This is a genomic window from Flavobacterium sp. RSP15, assembly GCF_003968755.1.
GTDB lineage: Bacteria > Bacteroidota > Bacteroidia > Flavobacteriales > Flavobacteriaceae > Flavobacterium.
Genome location: NZ_RYDL01000029.1, coordinates 1 through 1485 on the forward strand (window position 1 = coordinate 1; position 1485 = coordinate 1485).

A 1485-nucleotide genomic window follows, 5' to 3' on the forward strand; every position below is an offset into this window, starting at 1 on the left:
TCATTGTTGTCCGATAAAAAAAGAAGCCAAATTAATGGCTTCTTAGTAAAAATCGTATTTTAGTTTTGCAAAATTAAAAAGACGATGGGTAAAAATAGGTATTTTTCGACTAAATCTGTTTTCGGACAGCTGATTTCTTTACTAGACGATTCGATGATAAAAGAAGCTGTAAAGAAGCATAATTCGGATCGGTATGTAAAACGCTTCAAAAGTCAAGACCATTTGTTTAGTATGATTTTTTGCAGCTTGGTGAAGTGTAATTCTTTACGTGAAGTTGCAGGAGGAATGCTTGGCTTGTCTGGGAAGGAGGGGACTTTAAGATTGAATTGCATTCCTAAAAAAAGTACTTTGGCGGATGCTAATAAGAACAGAAAAGTTGATTTTTTCGAAGAAGTCTATAATTTGTTACTCAAGAAATATAGCTATGTTTTGTCGGACAGCCGAGTTAAGGATGCCTTAGGAAAAGAAGTTAAAATTGTAGATAGTACAACAATTAGCTTGTTTAAAGATATTTTAAAATGCGTTGGCAGGAAGCCTGCTAACGGGAAAAACAAAGGTGGAATAAAAGCACATAGCGTGATTAATGCCGACGAGAAAGTGCCGAATTTAGTTTGGTTTAGTTCTGCGGCAACGCATGATCATCAGTTTTTAGAAAAGTTGAAATGCGATGAAAACACTGTCTATGTATTCGACAAAGGCTATAATGATTACAAGGCTTTCGAGCATTTTACGGAACAAAAAACAGGTTTTGTAACCCGATTGAAAGACAATGCTAAGTACGGGATAACTGAAATACGAGCGATTTCAGAGGATATTCACAGTGGAGTTTTGTCGGATGAAATTATCGAAGTCGATGTAAAGAATGGCAAGTCCATATCGAAATTAAAATTAAGAAAAATAAGGTTTTATGATAGAGAAAATAAAAGAGCGTTTGAATTCATCTCTAATTTATTTGATTTTAGAGCCGACACAATAGCAGCTCTCTATAAAATACGTTGGCAAATAGAATTGCTTTTCAAGCAAATTAAACAAAACTTTCCGTTGAAATATTTTTTAGGAGACAATGAAAATGCAATTAAGATTCAAATTTATTGTGTTTTAATTGTTAATCTTTTGATGGGAGTGATAAAGAAAAGTTTGAAAAGAAAATGGGCTTTTTCTAATTTGGTTAGCTTTTGCAGAATACATTTATTCAATTATATCCATCTCACTAAATTTTTAAATAGCCCCGAAAACGACTGGGAAATGGATACAGGGGAAGATGGACAACTTAGTCTTTTTGAGGACAATTCAGAAGTTGTATTTTTGAATATGGTATAAAAAAAACTCCTGAGAATTCAGTAATCGGAAAAAAAATATGTTTTTTCTCAATTATCAAAATCTCCAAAGTGTAATAAAAAACAAGCTACTACGAGATAAATTCTCGCTAAGCCCATAAATATATAGGATAATTAACTTTTAAAAGTTTTTTACCGGACAACAATG

1 protein-coding gene is annotated in these 1485 nt (G+C 32.6%); it reads left to right on the forward strand.

The genetic code is table 11. From position 1 onward, the window contains the following. Positions 1 to 84 precede the first annotated feature (84 nt). Positions 85 to 1320, forward strand: a complete 1236-nt coding sequence (locus EKM00_RS14640; protein ID WP_126516684.1) for an IS4 family transposase — start codon at positions 85 to 87, stop codon at positions 1318 to 1320. Positions 1321 to 1485 lie beyond the last annotated feature (165 nt).